Below are 21434 nucleotides of genomic sequence, written 5' to 3'. Positions count from 1 at the left end.
TTTTCTCTTTTAAGGATTAAATGAATGTGTATACGTTTGGATTTAGCTCGAAACGTCCTCTTTCCGTAAAGTTGTTATTAATCATTTCAAGCATTGTAATTTCATTTCCTTCTTTACTGATAATGAAATCTTCCAGCACTAAACAATCGATATCAGTAGTTATAAAACAGACCAAAGCGTCTTCGGGTGTACAAACTATTGGTTCATCTTTGATATTAAAAGAGGTATTCAGCAAAATCGGACAATTGGTAAGTTTGTCAAATTCACGAAGTAATTGTGCAAATCTTGGATTATCAGTATCATTAACCGATTGAATCCTGGCCGAATTGTCTACGTGTGTAATGGCCGGCATGTCTATTGTCGATTTTACCTGACAGGTTTCCAGCATAAAAGGAGAGGCATGATCGATATCAAAATGCTCAAACATCTTTTTTTCCAGAACTGCCGGTGCAAAAGGCCTGAAACCTTCTCTCTTTTTTACCATGGCGTTGATTCGGTCTCTCATATCCAAAACTCTTGGATCTCCTAAAATAGAACGTGCTCCCAAGGATCTTGGTCCAAATTCCATTCTTCCGTTGAACCAGCCAATTACTTTTCCTTCTGCCAGTTTCTGCGCTACTCTTTGAAGTGTATCTCCGTCTTCCCTGCAGTCTTCATAGTTTAAGGAGGTTGCGCTTAACAGGTTTTCGACGTCTTTTCCTGTGTAGGAAGGTCCTAAATACACATTGGTAAGCGGTTCTATTTTATCCTCCGGATATAGTTCTGTGTAAGCCAGTGCGGCCGCTCCCAATGAACAACCTGAATCCCCTGAAGCCGGTTGTACATACATCCTTTTGAAAGGGGAATTTTTTAATATTTTACCATTGGCGACACAGTTTAAAGCCACTCCGCCTGCCATGCACAAATTTTCTTCTCCTGTTTTTTCATACAGGTAGTTGGCCATTTTTATCAGTGTTTCTTCCAGGAAAGTCTGTAAACTTTTGGCAATATCCATATAATGCTGCCCCATTTCCGCATCTTTCTCTCGTACCGGTAATCCGAATAGTTTTGGCAATTCGTCAGAATACATGCGTTCTCCGCGCAAAAAGTCAAAATATTTTAAGTTCAGGGTATATTTTCCGTCTTCCTCCAGCGTCAGCAACTGATGCATTTGCTCCAGGTACTTGTTTTCTCCGTAAGGTGCCAGTCCCATTACTTTGTATTCTCCACCATTTACTTCGAATCCTAAATAACTGGTGATGGTGCTGTAAAGCAGTCCAATTGAATCCGGGAATGTCACTTCTCCAAATAGTTCTACTTTGTTATTTTTTCCAATTCCATAAGTGGTGGTAGCCCATTCTCCTACTCCATCTACCGTTAAAATAGCCGCTGAATCAAAGCCTGAGAAATAAAAAGTACTTGCAGCATGCGACTGGTGATGTTCGTAGAATTTAATTGGACCATCATATCCTAATTCTTTACGAATCTGCCTGATGACATGTTGGGGATCTATATCGTAAATGGGATCCGTAGAAACCTGATTGCTTATACTCCACAATTGGCGTTCCGACTTTTTAACCGGATCTTCATAATAAGCGATACAATCAATATCGGAAATACTTATTCCCGCCTGATCTAAGCAATACATAAAAGCATTTACGGGTAAATCCGGATCATTTTTTTTTCTTGAAAATCGCTCTTCTTCTACCGCAGCGATTAATTTTCCGTTTTGAATTATGCAACACGCTGAATCATGGTAAAAAGCAGAGATGCCAATAATGTTTCTATTCATTAGATTGAGTTTTAATGTTAGTTGATTATTAATTAAGTTAGAAGTCTGTACTGATATCAGAACCGAAAAAATCGGAAGCCAGCTGTTCTTGTTGGCGTTCTGTATCAGTTAAAAAATCAAATTCTATTAGGGAACGTTGTGAATCTGTAACCACAAGAGCTACTAAACTGTTCATATGCGCTATGAGTTGTTCTATACGTTCTTTTTTAAATAAACTGGTATTGTATTCGATGGTTCCCACTATTGTATTTCCTAAATCAGCAAACTGGAATCGAAGATCACTTTTACTGATATTCATAGGTTCTTTGATAGGATTTATGGTAATGCCGTTCATTTCCAGATCCGACTCTCTGTGTAAATCCACATTCTGAAGAATCATTACAACGTCGAATAAGGGAGACCGGCTTAAGTCTTTCTTTAAATTTAAGTCTTCAATAAGCGTATCAAATGGATATTCCTGATGTTCAAAAGCCGCTATTGCCGTATTCTTTACCTCTGAAAGGAAATCAACAAATTTCAGTGCAGGATCAAATGTACTGCGCAGTGCCAGGGTGTTCAGGTAATATCCTATTTGTCCTTCCAGATCCGGATGTTCTCTTCCGGCGATTGGTGTTCCGACGATGATGTCTTCCTGACCGGAATAGTGATACAGTATCGTTTTTACCACGCACAATAACCCCATAAATAAGGTGGCATTCTGTTCCTGCAGGAGTTGCTTAAACGGAGCTGCCGTATCTTCAGCAAACTCAAAATGCAGTTCTGATCCATTGAAAGTCTGAATTGGCGGTCGTGGAAAATCAGTCGGCAGGTATAAAACAGGAATGTCTCCCTGTAATTTTTTCAACCAAAACTCCCGATGATTTACAAGTCCGTTGTTTGACAATTCGTTTTCTTTCCAGGCCACATAGTCTTTATACTGAACGGTTAATGGTGTCAGATTATGTTCCTTATTTTCTGATAAAGCATTGTAAATCGACAATACTTCTTTCACAAAAATTTGTAAAGACCATTCGTCTGAAATGATATGATGCTTGACAAACAATAACATATGATTTTCAGCATCCAGTTTTAAAAGTTTTACTTTCATCAACGGTCCGTTTTGAAGATCAAAAGGATGGTAAGCAAGGTTTTGAACCTCTTTATCAATAATTACCTGCTGTTCTTTGATTCCCTGAAGATCTTCAAATTCCAATTCAAAAGATTGCTCCTGCATGGATTGGATTTTTTGTCTTGGTTCTCCATTTTTTAAAACAAAGATGGTTCGCAAACTTTCGTGACGGTTTATAATCTGGTCAAAGGCTTCCTGTAGTATTTCTATCTGAAGTTTACCCTCCATTTGGTAACGCATAAAGATATTAAAGGTGCTTTCCCCGTTTTGCTGTTGTGTTTCCTGTACCCATAAACGACGCTGTGCATGTGACAAGGCATAATCATCCTGCTCTGCCGCCTGTTTAATCGAACTGTATACGGTATCTCCTTTTGATGCAGCTATTAAGGAAGCCTGTGCTTTTAATGCGGAGTGATTGAAAATTTCTCCGATGCTTAATTGTACCTCGTGATTTTTATACACTCTGGAAATCAATTGAATCGCTTTTAAAGACGAACCGCCTAAATCAAAAAACGAATCGTTTCTTCCGATACTGCTTTGCGGAATGCTTAACAATTCTGCCCAGATATTGCTTAGTGACGTTTCAATCGAACCACTCGGCATTTCATAATTACTGCCTCGCAATAATTCTGATGGTTTTGGTAAGGCACGTTTGTCGACTTTACCGTTTAAGGTCAACGGAAATTCTGCTACGTAAATAAAGTAATCCGGAATACTGCTGCGGTCTAACTCGGCTGATAAAAGCAAACGTAATTCGCCTGAGCCGTATTCTGTTCCGGTATAATAACATAGTAGAGAATCTGCTGTCGCATCATTGTGCAACAAAAGTTCAACCTGACTAACTCCTTCTAAATTTAGTAAAGAACTGCGAATACCATCCAGTTCTACACGTATGCCGTGCAATTTGATCTGATCGTCAATTCTTCCCAGAATTTCCAGGTTTCCGTCGCTGTCATAACGACCCAAATCGCCTGTCCTGCAAACTAAATCTTCACGATCGCTAACCAACGGATTTTGTACCAATAATGCTGCCGTAAGTTCCTGATCCAAATAGCCTTTACTGATGTATGGACTTCTGATATAGACTTCACCAATTTCTCCCCACATGCTAAGTCCGTTATCGTTGATTACAGCGATCATACTGTTATTGATGGCTTGTCCCACCGGTAAAACGGTTCCGGGATCTAAATCTCCAGATGGAATGTGGTAACAGCTTTTCAAAACCGTAGTTTCGGTAAGTCCGTACAAGTTGCTCATGCGGCCTGTGTGTCCGGAAAGCGAGCGCCATAAAGCAACATCACGACCGTATAATTTCTCTCCGGCCAGAACCACTTCTTTTATCTCTTCTAAAGCAATATTCTGTTCCACCAGACTGTTCGTCAATAATCGGAATAAAGAGGGAACGGTCTGCAAAATGGTTACTTTTTCTGCTGAAAGCCATTGGCTTAACAACACCATATTCTCGCGCGTTTTCGGAGCCGGAATACAAAGACAGCTTCCTGAAATCAAACTCGTTAAGATGTCTTTTAAACTGGCATCAAAAGTGACTGAAGCAATCTGGCTTACACGGCTTTCAGTATCAAACCCAAAAGTGTTTTTGTGCCAGTTGATATAGTGTGCAATACTTTCCTGATCTCCAACAATGGCTTTCGATTTTCCGGTGGTACCGGAGCTGTAGAAAATATAACTGCTGTTATTAATAGAATACTCAACTGCAACATTTTCTTCACTGTAATTTGCTAAACTATAATCGGATGCTACAAACTCGCCTGAAGCATTACGTTCCTGAACGGTTAGTATTCCCTCTTCAGAAAATAATATTATTTTTTCCAGTCTTGTATGTGAAAGATCAGTTGTATTATTTAAGGTATTATAGGCTTTTTCAGCGGCTATCAAAGTGGTCATTTTCGTATCTGAAAATACCTGCTCTGTTCGGTTTTTTGAAAATTCAGCAGCCATCGGAACATAAGTGGCACCGGTTTTGAAACACGCCATCAACGTTGCTGTTAATTCTTTCCCTGACGGCAATAATACGCCGACAGCATTTTCCGGCTGTACCTTAAGATCCAGTAATAAACGGGCTATTTGATTCGTAAACCCATTGATTTGCTGATACGTAAACGATTTTTCTTCAAGTGCTACGGCTTCCTTTTCAGGATATGCTGTTACAATTGCTTCAAAAGCTTTGTGTACGTATTGTGGCTGTTCTTTTTGTATTATTTTTTCAAACCAGTCTAAATTTTCCGATTCTGTATTTTCTAAATACTGAATTTCTTTTAAAGGCTGTTCCGGAGTTTCTACTATGATTGTCAACAGGTTTTTCATATGGGTTACCATACGGGAAATACGTGCTTCATCGTATAATTCGGTACTGTATTCGATACTTCCTTCGAGAAAAGTTCCCTGATCCATAAATTGGAATCTCAAATCACCTTTACTGATTTTTAAGTCTTCTCCCTGCGCTGAAACTTCCAGGCCTTGCATTTCAACTCCTTCCAAAAGGTCCAGCTGTACATTTTGCAATATGACCACAACATCAAATAGAGCGCCTCTGTTTTTTGGCGGATAGACATCTAAATCTTCAATAAGCATATCTAAAGGATAAACCTGATGCGTGAATCCGTCTAAACTTACTTTTTTGACTTCGCTTAGTAAGGTATTGAATCCTTCTTCTCCGGAAAATCTTGATCGCAGTGCTAATGTGTTTAGGTACAACCCAATCTGATCTTCTAAATCCGGATGTTGTCTTCCCGCCACAGGAGTTCCGATTATAATATCCTGATTTCCGGTGTATTTATAGAACAACGCTTTTACCAAAGAAGTTACGCCCATAAATAAGGTCGCACCCTGATTTTTGGCTAATTCTTTTAGTTTTTGGCTTACTGTCTCCTCCAGTCTGAAAGAATATTGTGCTCCTTCATGGTTCATGATTTCCGGACGTTGCCTGTCGGAAGCGAGTTCCAGCACCGGAATGTCTCCTTTAAATTGTTCCAGCCAATATTCCTTGTGTCCTACTAGTTTATCGCCGCTTAGTTCTGCCAGCTGCCACGCAGTATAATCTTTATACTGAATTGGCAAAGGCTCCAAATTACTCGTGATTCCATTTACAGCAGCATTGTAAAATAACACCAGGTCTTTTACCATCACCTGCATCGACCATTCATCTGAAATAATATGATGCATGGCAAATAGCAGTTCATGCTTGTTTTCTTCGTGCCTTAAAATATCAATATTGAATAATGGCGCTGTATCTAAATGAAATACTTTCGATGAAAGTTCTGCTTTTTGCGCTTGTTTTACGGCTTCACTATTTTTAGAAATATCAGTATAATTAATTGCAATGGTAAAATCCGAAGCGTCTATAATACGTTGTCTTGGTGATCCGTTTACCAATTCGAATACGGTACGCAAACTTTCATGACGGGCAATTACTTGTTGAAAAGCAAATTCAAAAGCCTCTTTATGGAAGTGTCCGGTAAGCATATAACTCGTCAGTACATTATGGGTAATGGAATTTTTGGATTGCTCTACCTGCAACCAGGTTCTTAACTGTGTTGCGGATAGCGGATAGTTATCTTCCTCTTCCACTTTCGGAATGGAAATGTAATTTGTGGTATCCGAATTCGAAATCAAAAACGCCTGCTCTATTAAAGTCGGTTTACTAAAGATGTCTCCAATGTTCAGCTGTACCTGATGTTCTTTGTAAATTTTAGTAATTAACTGAATGGCTCTTAGGGAATGCCCGCCTGATTCGAAGAAATTATCTTCAATTCCGATATTTTCTTTATTTAAGACTTCTCCCCAAATAATCGCCAGACTTTCTTCTATGGCATTTCGTGGTGCTGCATAAGTCGTATTTAATTTGATTTCCGGTTCCGGTAATTTTCTTTTATCAATTTTACCACTTGCGTTTAGTGGAAAATCTGATAATTGAATCAGATACGGAGGAATCATATAATTAGGCAGGAAGGTTTTCATAAAATCCTTCACCAGGGTCGGACTAATTTCTGCTGTAGCCGTGTAATACGCGACCAAAGCAATATCTCCGTCAGTGCTGTATGTGGTCACTAAAGTCTCAATTATCAGAGCATGTGACTGGATTACTTTTTCAATTTCATTTAGTTCGATACGATACCCTCTGATTTTTACCTGATTGTCGATACGTCCTAAGAAATCAATAGTTCCGTCCGCTAAACGTACTCCTTTGTCTCCTGTTCGGTACATCATTCCTGCACCAAACGGATTCTTTATAAATTTTTCATTCGAAAGTTCTTCTCTGTTTAAATAGCCTTTGGCAATTGCTACTTCACTCGAAATACAGATTTCTCCATGAATTCCTTCCCCGACTAAATTTAGCACCTGATCCAGAATATGTACCTGAACATTTGCGATTCCTTCTCCGATTGGCAGTCTGACTCTTTGGCTGTCTTCCGGTTTTATTTTATAAAGACTGGTACAAACCGCACATTCTGTCGGGCCATAACCATTGTACGTATCCGTAACCGCGCTGCATTTTATTGCCTGATCTTTGTTGATCGCGTCTCCGACTGAAAGTAATTTTCTTAAGAATTTCAAATCGTCAACAGCAACCAAAGAAAAATAAGCCGCCGGTAAAATTGCAATTGTCACCTCTTTGGCAGCCATGTACTTTACCAGTTCGACAGCATCTTTGATAATGTTGTTTTTTGCGATTAATAAACGGGCTCCGTTAGCCAATGCTAAAAAGAATTCAAATACAGACCCGTCAAAAATTAAGGACGAGAACTGAATGATGCAATCGTTTGTTGTTACGTTAAACTGCTCTCTCTGATTGTACACCATATGCACCCCGTTGCGATGCTGAAGCATCACTCCTTTGGGCTGTCCGGTAGATCCTGAAGTATAATAAATATAAGACAAATCTAAGGCGTCGTTTACTTTTACAGGGTTTTCGATTGCTGTTTCCAACAAATCAAACTCTATATCAATCGCAAACAGGCTTCCTTTGAAGTCGCCAACATTAAAAATATTTACGGATTCTGTGATGAGGACTTTGGCATTGGCATCTGACAGCATAAAATTATTTCGCTCTGTCGAATTGCCTGAATCGATTGGCAGATAAACCCCTCCGGATTTTAAAATCCCCAGGAATCCAATGATGAGCCATTCGTTTCGTTCTACCATCAACGCAATCGTTTCTCCTTTTGTTACCTGATATTCCTCACGTAAATGATGCGCCAATTGATTTGCCTGTTCATTAAGCTGCTGGTAAGTAAACGTTTTGTTTTCAAATTCAAGCGCTATATTGTCAGGTGTTGCTGCTGCCTGCTGTTCAAAAATATCGACTAGAGTCTGGTTTTTATCATAGGTCACTACTTTTTGGTTCAGCTCCTTCAGCAGCCAGTTTTGTTCTCTTGCTGATAAATAATTTAGTTTGCTTACAGCTGTTGCAGGACCTTCGATTACTGAATGCATTAAAGCGCTTACATGCCCTAATAGATTTTCCATTCGATGTTTGCTGTAGATATCCGTATTGTACTCTAACGTCAGCGAAATATTGGATTCGTTTTCTATAAAGTAGAAACGCAGATCGACTTTGCTAATCGGTACATCTAACTGATTATCTGTAACAGAAAGACCTTCAAATTCAGGAATTTCATTTTTATCGATCAGGTTTTCCAAAACAACTACGACATCAAATAACGGCGAACGGCTCATGTCACGTTCTACCTGCAGTTCGTTTACCAATAAGTCAAAAGGATATACCTGATGTTTGAAGGCATTCAGCACATTGTTTTTTACTTTTTTAGCAAGAGAATTGAAGGTTTCCTCCTCGTTAAATTTAGTTCGCAGAACCAGTGTATTGATAAAGAATCCGATTTGATCTCTTAAATCCGGGTGTTCCCTGCCTGCCGATGGCGAACCAATAATGATATCATTTTGTCCGGTGTAACGGTGCAGTAATAATTTTACAAGCGTTACCAAGCCCATATAAAGCGTTGTTTCCTGCGCTTCTAAACAAGCTCTGAATGCGGTACTTATTTCCGGGCTCAGGCTTAAGTGAACCTGATCACCGTGAAAGGTCTGTACAGGAGGTCTTGGAAAATCTGTCGGTAAGTCTAATACTTCTATTTCTTCTTCAAACTGACTTAACCAATAGGCTCTGTGTACCGATAATCGTTCCGTATGCAATTCTTTTTCCTGCCAGGCTGCATAGTCTTTGTATTGAATTGGCAATGCCGGCCATACAGGTGTTGTATGATTTAAAAATGCCTGGTATGCTTCTATTATTTCTTTCACGAAAACATGAACAGATCTCTCGTCAAAAATAATATGGTGAACGCACAGAAAGAAAAGGTATTCATCAGCAGCAACTTTAATGATATGTGCTTTTACCAAAGGCGCTTTTTCCAGATTGAATGGAATTAAGGATAATTCCAAGGCTTTGTTTTGCGCATATTCTTTAGGGTTTGATACCGTTGTGGCATCTTCCTGCGTCACTTCAAATGAATATTCTTCTGCTGTTAGTATTTTTTGATACGCTTCTCCCTGCTCTGTGATAAAGGAAGTTCGCAAACTTTCATGTCTTTCAATTACAAATTGAAAAGCATTGTTTAAGGCCTCCGTATTTAAATCTCCCTGAAGCCAATAGCTGACAGGAATACTGTTTACAGCTTCTGTTTCATCTTCAAACTGTTCCAGCAGCCATAATCTCAGTTGCGCATAGGAAAGTTTGTAGAGCGGCTGCCCGGTAACTTTTTCTATTTTCTGATAACTTGTTTTAGCGGAAGCTTTTAAGACGTTTACCTGATCCCCGAAAACCGGATTTATAAAAATATCTTCCAGTTCCAGTTTAATTTCCAGTTTTTTAAATAATTGCGCCATCAATTGAATGGCACGCAGCGAATGTCCTCCGATAGAAAAGAAATTATGCTGCATGGCAATTTCCTGAACTCCCAACACATTTTGCCATACTTCCAGTAATCCGGCTTCTATAGGGTCTTTGGGAACTACTATTTCTTTTACTGCCGTTTCTAAATAATCCGGTAGTGCTTTTTTATCAATTTTACCACTGTTATTTTTTGGCAGCTGCTCTAAATAAACGATGTACGAAGGCAGCATATAATCCGGCAAGAAGTTTTTCAGGTGATCCTGAATAGCGGTAAGCGGAAGGGCATTTTCTCCTTCATAGTAGGCAATTAAAAGCTTGTCATTCCCTTCTCCTTTGGTAATTACCGCAGAATTGGCAATTTGCGAATGATTATTCAATACGCTTTCAATTTCTCCCAGTTCTATTCTGTAACCTCTTATTTTTACCTGTGTATCTACACGGCCTAAAAAGTCAATATTTCCGTCTGAATACCAGGAAGCCAAATCCCCGGTTTTATATATTTTACCCGTACCGAAAGGGTTTTCCAAAAAGCTTTTTTCAGTCAACTCCTTTTTTCCTAAATAGCCCTGGGTTACACCAACACCGCCAATGTACATTTCACCGGGAACTCCTATAGGCTGCGGCTGAAGGGATTCATTTAAAATATAAATCTGAAGATTGCCGATTGGTTTTCCGATGGGCAATCTTTGATAATCAAGGTCAGAAGCTTCCACCTGATGTATGGTGGCCCATACTGCACATTCTGTAGGACCGTAACAATTCATATAGGTTAATTCCCTGCTGTAATCTATCGCCAGCTGTTTGTTGGCAACATCACCGGCCGTAATTATCAATCGTAAAAAGGAAAGTTCTGTTACCGGTATTGCTGCTAAATACGCTGGAGGAAGAATCACGACAGATACTTTCTTCTCTTTTAAATAACGGGTTAAAGCCGTAAGATCTTTTAAGGTTTTATTAGTTGCCAAAACTAAGCCGGCACCCGAAGTAATCGCCATAAAAATTTCAGCAATCGAAGCATCAAAAGAGGGAGAAGCAAATTGCAACACCCTGTCTTCCGTAGACGGATTGAATATGTGATGCTCATTTTTAACCATATTCACACAGTTTTTATGAGAGACCAATACTCCTTTTGGATGTCCTGTAGAACCTGACGTATAAATTACATAAGCCAAATCGTCTGCCGAATAATTCGGTATCAGATTTTGTTCGTGTTTCTCAATACCTTCAAAAATGTCGTCTATACGTAAAGCATTCGCAGTAAAACCGGAAAAACCGTTTATTATGCTGCTTTCCGTAATTAATAACGAAATGTTTGCATCCGATAAAATATATTGTATTCGTTCTGCCGGACTGGAGAAATCTATAGGGATGTAAACTGCCCCGGCTTTTAAAATAGAAAGCATTCCAATAATCAACCATTCATTTCTATCGGTCATTAAACCTACATGCAGCCCCTTAGTAACATTTGAAATTTCCTGTAAAGATTTTGCAAATGTATTGACAGCGCCATTCAATTCTTCGTACGTCCATGATTTTGTCGAAGTCTCAAGTGCTATTGCATGAGGGGTTTTATCAACCTGCTTTTCAAATAACTGAACTAAAGTTAATTTTTCATCATAGTCAAAAGATTCCTGATTAAAATCGTATAATAATTGCTGACGTTCCTGAGCCGTAATGTAATTGAGTTCTTTTATTTTTTGGGAAGGTACTTCAACAACTGCGCGGATTAATTCTTCAAAATGCCTGCACAATCTTTGCATTCTTTCTTCCCCGAAAAGATCGGTATTGTATTCCAGATTCAGGTTAATTTCGTTCTCGTTTTCTACAAAAAACAATTTCAAATCTACTTTACTCTTTTCATTGATAAGCAGATGATCTTCAATAGTCACCCCTTCCATTTCTGGCAATTTGTTACTGTTTTCGTTGTTTTGAATTAAAACGACAATATCAAATAAAGGAGATCGGCTCAAATCCCTGTTTAAACCTAAGTCCTCTATCAATAAATCGAACGGATAAATCTGATGGTCAAATGCTTCCACCACCACATTTTTTACCTTCTTTAAAAAGTCAGCAAATGTTTCTTCTGCATGAAGCTGTGTTCTTAAAGGCAATGCGTTGATATAAAACCCGATTTGATCTTCTAAATCAGAATGGTCTCTTCCTGCCGCCGGTGTTCCGAGTATAATATCTTTTTCACCTGTATATTTATGAACCAGTATTTTGGTTACCGCCATAAGTCCGGCAAACAAAGTGGCTTTTTCACCGGCTAATAACGATCTGAATTTTGCAACCAATTGTGGTTCAAAAGAATATTTAAGCTGTGTGCTGTTGAATGTTTTTACAGCAGGTCTTGGCGCATCTGTTGGTAAATCTATTACAGGAATATCGCCTTCTAATTTATGAAGCCAATAGTTTCTGTGCGTCTGTAGAGCTTCACCTGATAACTCTTGTAATTGCCATGCCGCGTAATCTTTGTATTGAATGGAAAGCGGCTGTAAGCTGATTGCTGTTTTTTGCTTTAAAGCATTGTATATCGTTAAAAACTCAGTAATTAAGTTTTTAATAGACCATTCATCTGTAATGATATGGTGCATACTCAGCATGAATAAGTATCTTTCGTCTTCCACTTTACTGATCTGTACTCTTAGTAATGCATCGCTTGTTAAATTGAAAGAAGTAAAAGCGGCTTTTTCTGACAAAGCAATTGCTGCTGCTATTGGGCTTTCGTGACTGGACAGATCCTGATAATCAACGCTGAAATCGATCTTATCGGCATCACTGATAAACTGATACGGGATTCCGTCAATTTCTTTGAAATTGGTTCTTAGAATTTCATGACGTTCAATAAGACGTCTGAACGCTTCTGTTACATAACCGATATTTAAGCTGCCGTTCAGCCAATAACTCATTGGTATGTTGTAAGCCGTTGAGCCTAAGGATTCAAATTGTTCTAAGATCCATAATCTGCGTTGTGCATGTGATAATTCATAAGTAGCACTAACTTTTACCGGATTGATGGTTTTATATTGACTTACGTTTAATTGATCGGTATATGCCGCTAAATCAATCAGTTTTGGATATTCGAAAACATCTTTTAAGCGAATCTGTACATTTAATTTTTTATGTATGTTCAGTATTAACTGAATGGCTTTTAAGGAATGTCCGCCAACTTCAAAGAAATCATCCGTCGTACTTATTTCAGTAACACCCAGTATCGACTGCCATAATTCCGTCAATACTTCTTCCGTACTGGTTTGTGGAGCTGTAAGTGTTCTTTCTGTTAATTCAATACCTCTTTCCGCTAGTTTTTTCCTGCTGATTTTACCATTATGTGTTAACGGGAAATCTTCTAATTGCTGAATGTGAGCAGGTACCATATAGGCTGGCAGTTTGCTTCTGAGCAGTGTTTTTAAAGTATTGACATCTACATTCTCTTTTCCGGTAACATAAGCCAACAGATCATTGCCTTTGACGATTACCACAGCCTGGTTTACTTTTGAATCTGCTTCTAACAACGATTCAATTTCGCCCAATTCAATACGATATCCTCTCAGTTTTACCTGACCATCACCTCTTCCCAGGTAGATTAATCTTCCCTTGAAATCCCATTGGCATAAATCTCCGGTATCATAAATAACTTCGTCGCCATTAAAAGGGTTTTTAATAAACTTTTTCGTTGTCAGTTCAGGATCCGTATATCCTTTTGCTACTCCTGCCCCACCAATAAACAATTTTCCGGTAACTCCGTGCGGTACTAATTGCCCCAGTTCATCCAGTATGTAAAGTGTTGTATTGTAGATGGGTTTCCCGATTGAATTTAAATCTCTCTCATTTTGAATGTATTGTGAGGTAGACCATATGGTGGTTTCTGTCGGGCCAAACATATTGTAAAGTTCGCCCGGCATTGCTAACAAACGTGTGCCTAATGAAAGTGGTAAAAATTCTCCTCCGGATATTTTTTTCAACAAACTTGTTGCTTGCCATCCTGTTTCTAAAAGCAAGTTCCATACACTTGGAGTGGCTTGTACAATAGTGACTCCACTTTCATCGATCATTTCAGATAACAATCGTGGATCGGTGATTACTGCACCTGGAGCAATAATAACGGAACCACCAACACTCAATGTAGTGAAGAATTCCAGTACGGAAATATCAAACGTAAAAGTAGTAATCGCCAGTAATTGGTCGTTATTTGAAACATCCAGAATATCTACTACCGATTTCAATAAATTGATAATAGCATTGTGTCTGATCATAACGCCTTTTGGTCTTCCGGTAGAACCTGAAGTGTAAATTACATACGCAAGGTCTTCTCCACTTAACGCTACATTTAATCGCGTCTTTGGATGGTTTTCTAATTCCTGTTTCAGATCGCCAATATTTACGCTTGCCACTTCATATTCCGTTATCGCTGCATCAGCAAGCAATAAGGATACATTTCCATCGCCTAGCATATACGCTACACGATCGGATGGATAGCCCGGATCTATTGGCAGATATGCGCCGCCGGCTTTTAATACTCCTAAAATACTGATCAGCAAATACTCACTTCTGTCCTGCATAACTCCGACCACACTTCCATTTCCAATAGCATGCTGTGTTTGTAAATAATGAGCCAATGCATTGGAACGTTCTTCTAATTCCCTGTAACTAAGTGTAACATCTTCGTATTTTAAAGCTAAGGCCTCTTTTCTTCGGTCTGCCTGTTTTTCAAAAAGCGAAACCACCGTGCTCGCTGAAAACCGGGAAACGATTTCTCCCTGGTATTGTTCCAGTAATATTTTTTGTTCTGCTGCTTCTATTAAAGGTAATTGATTCAACGAAATGGTGCTATCGGTAACGATACTCTCCATTAGTTTTCCTAAATGAACGCCTAATCGCTTAATGCGTTCAGCACTATAGATATCGGTGTTGTATTCAATATAAAGACTGATTTGTCCCGAAATGCCTTCTCCAAACCAAAAGGTAAGATCGTATAAACTCGTGTCTACTGCTACACGTACGTTAGAAACATCTACGCCTTCCATTGCGATCGCATTTTCCAACAGTACCTCATCACTTTCTAAGACAACCGCTACATCATACAACGGAAAACGACTTAAGTCTCTGGAAAGCTGTAATTCATCTACCAATAAATCAAACGGATACGATTGATTTTCGTAACCTTTTAAACAGGTTTCTTTGACTAATTGTAACAGACTTGTAAAACTCTCAGTTCCCTGAAATCTGGTTCGTAAGGCAAGGTTGTTGATATAAAACCCAATCTGATTTTCTAAATCAGAATGCTCTCTTCCTGCAACCGGTGTTCCCACAATAAGGTCTTCCTGTCCGCTGTATCGGTATAAAAGTACTTTGACCAGTGACACAAATCCCATAAACGGTGTACTGTCCTGTTCTTTTATATAGTGTCTGAAAGCATGGCTTAACTGTTCTGAAAAATTAACATATACCTGTGCTCCGTTATAGGTTTGTACCGATGGACGCACATAATCCGATGGCAGGTCCAAAACCGGTAATTCTCCGCCCAGTTGTGCCAGCCAGTATTTGCGGGAATCCGCCAACGCTCCTTTGGAAAGTTCCTCTAACTGCCACGCTGCATAATCTTTGTATTGAATTGGTAATGCATTTAACGATTTTTCTTCTGCTTTAACAATCGAGTTGTAATAGCTTATTAAATCGCGCACCAATACCTGCATCGACCACGCATCTGAAATAATATGATGAATAGAAAATAACAAACGATGCTGATCGTTTCCTAAGTTTACTACTCTGGTTCTGAATAAAGGCCCCTTGGATAAATCAAAAGGCAAAACGGCCAGTTTCGCTAAAACCTCTTCAATAGCCCCTTCTTTGTTTTCGCTGTTGGATACATCCGTTACAGGAATTTCAAAATGAATACTTTCCAGAGGTTGTATCAACTGACGCGGTTCACCGTCTTTTAAAATAAAAATCGTTCGTAAACTTTCATGACGTTCGATTAATTTTCTAAAGGACTTCGTTAAGGCATCAAGGTTTAATTCACCATGAATATCATAACTGATTGGACGGCTATAGGCTGTAAAATCTTCCTGTAACTGATCTAAAACCCATAAACGACGCTGTGCATGAGAAAGAGCGTAATCTTCCTGCTCTGCTGTCTTTTTAATCGCACTGTAAACTTTTTCTCCTTTTGATGCCGCTATTAATAAAGCCTGCGCTTTTAATGCGGAGTGATTGAAGATTTCTCCAATACTCAATTGTACTTCGTGTTGTTTGTATACTCTGGAAATTAACTGAATGGCTTTTAAAGAGGACCCTCCCAAATCAAAAAACAAATCATTTCTTCCGATACTGTTTTGCGGAACACTCAAAAGTTCTGACCAAATAGTACTTAATGAAATTTCAATCGCACCATTCGGCACTTCATAGTTGATGCCACGCAATAACTCTGATGGTTTAGGTAAGGCACGTTTGTCGACTTTACCGTTTAAGGTCAACGGAAATTCTGCTATATAAATAAAGTAATCCGGAATACTGCTGCGGTCTAATATTTTGGATAAAAGCAAGCGTAATTCACCTGAACCGTACTCTGTTCCGCTGTAATAGCATAGTAGGGAATCTGCTGTAGCGTCTGTATGTAACAGTAACTCTACCTGCCCAATTCCTTCCAGATTTAATAAAGAACTGCGAATGCCGTCCAGTTCTACACGTACGCCGTGAAGTTTGATCTGATCGTCAATTCTTCCCAGAATTTCTAAGTTTCCATCGCCGTCATAACGGCCCAAATCACCGGTTCTGCAAACCAAATCTTCACGATCCAAAACCAGTGGATTCTGTACAAATAATGCTGCCGTAAGTTCCTGATCCAAATAGCCTTTGCTGACAAAACGACTTTTGATGTACACTTCGCCGATTTCTTCGTCGTTACAAATTTCGTCTTTATTAATGACTGCTATCAGTGTATTGCTGATCGCTTTACCAACAGGTAAAACGGTGCCGGCATCTAAATCTCTATCCGGAATGTGGTAACAGCTTTTTAAGACTGTAGTTTCCGTCAATCCATATAAGTTGCTCATGCGGGCAGTATGTCCTGAAAGCGAACGCCATAAAGCCACATCACGACCGTATAATTTCTCTCCGGCCAAAACCACTTCTTTGATCTCTTTTAAAGCAAGATCCTGTTCGACCAGACTGTTGGTCAATAATCTAAATAAAGAGGGAACAGTCTGCAAAATGGTTACTTTTTCTGCTGAAAGCCATTTGCCTAACAGCACCATATTCTCACGCGTTTTCGCAGCCGGAATACACAAACAGCTTCCCGAAATCAAACTCGTTAAAATGTCTTTTAAACTGGCATCAAAAGTGACTGAAGCAATTTGGCTTACACGGGTTTCGGTGTCAAATCCGAAGGTGTTTTTGTGCCAGTTGATATAATGTGCAATACTTTCCTGATTTCCTACAATCGCTTTCGATTTTCCTGTTGTACCCGAACTGTAAAAGATATAACTGCTGTTATCAACCGGATATTCCACCTCAATATTAGCGTCACTGTAACGTGCTAAATTGTAATCGGACAATATATATTTGCCTTCAGTACTTCTTTTATATACTTCTAAACTGGTCTGTTCCAGTGAAATTAAATCTAAATTCCCTAGTCCCAAATTTCCCAAAAGAGAAGAACCTGATGCTTTAAATACTAAAACAGAAACAAATTCATGATCAATATCCTGATTTTGAAATACGGACCACGAGACATCATCCGTGATCAGCACTTTCATAGCGGTTTCTGAAACAGCCTGCTGCAATCTTGCGTGCGAAAAACTATTCGATAAAGGAACATACGTAATTCCGGTCTTCAGGCAGGACAGCAAACTACCGATAAGTTCTTTTCCGCCAGGTAATAATACACCAACTGAATCGTCGGATGACAGTCCTGTATCCAGTAACAAACCACTTAACTGGTTCGCAAATGAATTTAAGGACGCGTAAGTCGTATCGCCATTAGCCTCAACTAATGCCGTATGGTCAGGATAAGAGGATACAATATCCTCAAATGTTTTGTATAAGAATTTGTCTTTCACAACGGAAAATGTTTAAGTAATTTCTAAAAAGGAACTTTATGAAAATTCAGAAGTATTGCAGGCTGGTTTATTTTGAAATAAACAGGTTGAAACAACTATTATTCCTGCTTGATAGCTTTTAAAGGATTGTTTTTATTGATCTTCCAGGACTGCGCTCCAATGATGACAAACGCAATGGAAATGACGATGAATGTTGCCAGAATAAAAAACACGAAATTAATTCCAATTCTGGTCGAATATCCCTGCAGCCACTGCTCTAATCCCCACCAGGATAGTGCCCAGGCAATTGCACTGGCAAATAATATAAGTTTCAGGAAGTCTTTGATGAGCAGCATTAACAAACTAAAAACAGAAGCTCCGAATACTTTTCGTATCGCGATTTCTTTGGCTTTCTGAAAACTGGTAAACAGCGTTAATCCAAAAAGACCCAGACAGGTTATAAAGATGGCCAATCCGGCAAAAACCGTAAATATCTGACCAAATTGCTGATCTACTTTGTATTGTTTGTTAAAAAACTCATCTAAGAAGAAATATTCAAAAGGACTTGCAGGAAAATTTTCTTTGAATGATTTTTCGATACGGCTGATAGAGGCCGGAATATTTTGAGAAGAAACTTTCACAGCGTAGTATTCTATACTGGAACCGTCTTCTAACCTGAATACAATAGGCGTAAGTGTTTCTTTTAATGATTTTTGATTGAAGTTTTTAATGACACCGATAATTTCATATTCAAACTCAACCCCGGATCCATTACTGTCCGTTAAGAATTCTCCAACCGCTTTTTCGGCACTCTCAAAACCGAACGCATTTACTGCAGCTTCATTTATCAGGATTGGCGTATTTCCGGTTGGCATCTGATTTATGGAAATCATATCCCGGCTAAATTTTTTCCCTGCAACGATACCAATTTTAAATTGATCGATAAATTCAGGACCTATGGAAAAAGTGGCGTACAGATTATTCTTGTTGACAGCGTTCTTTCGTTTGTAAGGCCTTGTCCAGTTGAGATCAATTCCCGGAATGGAAGATGCAGATGTGACACTTTCGATTTCAGGATACTCCTCTAAGCTTGCTCGGAACGATTGCATTTTCTGATAGAAATTACGTCCGCCCATTTGCGATTCAAAATTATTAGAGGGAGCAGGCACAATAATATTTCTTTCTAAATTGATGCCTATATCTTTTTTACGCATATATTCCAGCTGATTGTATATCGTAAATGTCCCGATAATTAAGGAAATCGAAATGACAAATTGAAAGAGAACCAGACATTTTCGCATAAAAATTCCGGAACCTCCAATGGGTAATTTTCCCTTAAGAATCTGTACCGGATTGTAAGACGATAAGAGATAGGCCGGATATAAACTGGATAGAAAACTTCCTAATACCAGTATGGTAAGCAACGGCAGCCATATTTTATAATCGGTCCAGAAAAAAGCGGTTACTTTTATTCCCGTCAACCCTTCAAAACCGCCTCTAAAAAGCAATACAAGGATAATGGCAATGATAATTCCGATAAAACTCAGGATCAGGGATTCCAGGAAAAACTGCATAATAAGTGCTATTTTCTGAGAACCAAAAGTTCTGCGCAGCCCTACTTCCTTCGCTCTGTCCATAGACTTAATCGTAGACAGGTTGATGTAATTTACATAGGCAATAATTAAGATCAAAGACGCAATTAACAACATGAACCATACAAATTTACCGTTTCCATTCACAGAAATCTCTTTGGTAAGATCAGAATATAAGTGTATACTTTCTAAAGGTTGAAAGGCGAGTTGAATATTCGTAATCCCATCCGAATAATCACCAAGATATTTATTGGTGTAACCTGATAATTTCGAATTTGAATTGTTTACGTTGGTCCCCGGTACAAATTTCACATACGCATATTCATCAATAAAATGCCAGGAACCCAGTGTTTCAGTAGTAGTGACAAGGCAGGTAAATTGCAGGTGTGAATTTGCGGGAACATCTTCCATTATGGCACGAACAACCAGTTCTAAATTGGTTCCCTGATTAAAGTTTACAATTCGTATTGTTTTTCCCATAGGGTCTTCTTTCCCAAATAGTTTTTTGGCTAAACTTTTAGTTAAAAAGATTGAATTCGGCAGTTTTAGGGCCTTTTTCCCTCCTCTTAAAAGAGGAAAGTTAAAGACATCCAAAAAGTTTTGATCTACAAAATAGACCTCGTTCTCTTTGTACGATTTGATGTCTCCGTAAGTGCCGTCTACAGAAACAATACAATCTTGTTTCCCCAGACTGGTAGCGGCCTTAATTTCGGGAAAATAGCGTTTAATTGTAGGTCCTATAGCCGAAAAATTCATTGATGAATTTTCAACCAGCATATTGTTTTCAAAACGACTTTGGGTAACACGATAAATTAAATCTGAATCTTTGTGAAATTTATCAAAATCAGACTCAAAAAATACATATTGCACTATGAATAAACAGCTTGCAATTCCAATGCCTATACCTGTGATGTTGATTATGGTAAAATATTTATTTTTCAATAAAGTTCTCCAGGCAAGTTTTAGATAGTTTTTAAACATTTTTGAGTTCTTTTAGAATGAGTAAATGATAACGGTTTATAGTAAAAAATAAGGGTATGCAAAAAGCTGCTGTTTTATAAAAAACAGGAGCTTTTCAATTTCGATAAATAAAATAGGGAATGCTTATTCAGCATTTAAGAGGAAGCTGATTCTCTGATCCGCAATATCCTAATCAGCTAAGTAGCCTGACGGAATTGTTGCGATTATATTTTTCTTTAGGGAATCAATTCTGACAATAATTTTATTGCTGCTGCTGATTTCTAAAACCTGACACTCCAATCCGCTTAACGGACCGTATGAAATAGTTTTAAGGTCTCCAACTTTAAAATTTTCAGTATTTGTTTCAACTTCCGTAAGGTCATTGCTTTGTAACAGGAGTTCAATATTTTTTATTTCCTTGTCACTTACTTTTGCATATTCCATTCCAAAACGAATGTACATACACGCTCCGTTAACGGATAGGGTTCTGTGAAAATCCATTGAAGAATTGATCTTTACAAAAACATAAGACGGAAAAAGCAATTTATGAATCATTTTCCTTCTGTCTGTACGTGTACTCTGAACCTGAACTGTTGGCGAAAAAGCCTTTATTTCTAAATTATTCAGCCCTTCAGATACTTTTCTCTCATGATGACTTTTAACATATAGAACATACCAACCATTTTGAATTGATTTCATAAATAATGATAAAAATAGGGGTTTTTAAATAGCTACGCTGTTCTCTGTTACGAGAATACTAATCCTAAATGCTGGTTTTGAATATTGGAAAACGCATTAGATTTATCGCTAAATTAGCAGTAGCATTCATATAAAAATTACGGACTTTCAGCAGAAAAACTACGGACTCTGATATAAAAAACACAAAACACTGATAATAAAGCAAATAACTATTACATTTACCATAAAAAAGAAGGTTTTTCGAGAACATAAAAAGCATAATCACTTCATTTAAATAAATAGAGACCAATTTGCCCTTCACTTTAAAGATTGTAATGCTGCTTTTTTTATAAGCTTTACTGGAGCAACACTATAAAAAAGCGGAACCTTTATTTTAGGAAATTAAAAAAAGCAG

The 21434-nt window shown here is 38.4% G+C and carries 4 protein-coding genes; all 4 read right to left on the bottom strand.

The features are described 5' to 3' along the window. Positions 1 to 16: 16 nt before the first annotated feature. The 4 genes from EV142_RS17585 to EV142_RS17570 all read right to left on the bottom strand — a co-directional run bounded on the left by EV142_RS17585 (position 17) and on the right by EV142_RS17570 (position 21040). The gene (locus EV142_RS17585) at positions 17 to 1771 is read right to left on the bottom strand and encodes a carbamoyltransferase family protein (protein ID WP_132037146.1); all 1755 of its coding nucleotides are present in this window, start codon (positions 1769 to 1771) and stop codon (positions 17 to 19) included. Positions 1772 to 1808: 37 nt separating this feature from the next. After that, a complete protein-coding gene (locus EV142_RS17580; protein ID WP_132037145.1) occupies positions 1809 to 17810 on the bottom strand; it encodes a non-ribosomal peptide synthetase in 16002 nt (5333 codons plus the stop codon). Positions 17811 to 17908: 98 nt separating this feature from the next. Next, the gene (locus EV142_RS17575) at positions 17909 to 20362 is read right to left on the bottom strand and encodes an ABC transporter permease (protein ID WP_132037144.1); all 2454 of its coding nucleotides are present in this window, start codon (positions 20360 to 20362) and stop codon (positions 17909 to 17911) included. A 168-nt stretch (positions 20363 to 20530) separates the two neighbouring features. Then, positions 20531 to 21040, bottom strand: a complete 510-nt coding sequence (locus EV142_RS17570) for a UpxY family transcription antiterminator (protein WP_132037143.1) — start codon at positions 21038 to 21040, stop codon at positions 20531 to 20533. Between the last annotated feature and the right edge of the window lie 394 nt (positions 21041 to 21434).

This window comes from Flavobacterium circumlabens (genome assembly GCF_004345565.1).
Lineage (GTDB): Bacteria > Bacteroidota > Bacteroidia > Flavobacteriales > Flavobacteriaceae > Flavobacterium > Flavobacterium circumlabens.
Note: the sequence above shows the minus strand (reverse complement) of the source record. Positions and strands in the feature narration are given on the sequence as shown.